Below are 236 nucleotides of genomic sequence, written 5' to 3'. Positions count from 1 at the left end.
GCGGGTTAAACGACAAAATGTGTGTCTGACTCCGGCGTGTCGCGGGGTTAGATGTGGCCTTTTTGGATGCCGATTGAGTGTGTGTAGTCGGTGTCGATAGCGTTGTCGTAGAGGGCTGGTCGTCCGGTTTCGTGGTCGGCTTGGTTCTCGTTGTGGGTCAGGGTGGATACTTTGGCGAGTTGGTCCTGGCCCCAGTTGGACTGCCTGGCGATCTCAACGGGGTCGTCAGGCAGTTC

At 57.6% G+C, this 236-nt stretch carries 1 pseudogene; it reads right to left on the bottom strand.

Annotated elements, in window-relative coordinates:
- Positions 1 to 47: 47 nt before the first annotated feature.
- Positions 48 to 236: pseudogene (locus QP413_RS10180) on the bottom strand (IS256 family transposase); the annotation flags it as partial.

Origin of the sequence: Corynebacterium sp. UMB4614 (assembly GCF_030217065.1) — a bacterium.
In the GTDB taxonomy this organism is placed as follows: Bacteria; Actinomycetota; Actinomycetes; order Mycobacteriales; family Mycobacteriaceae; genus Corynebacterium.
Note: the sequence above shows the minus strand (reverse complement) of the source record. Positions and strands in the feature narration are given on the sequence as shown.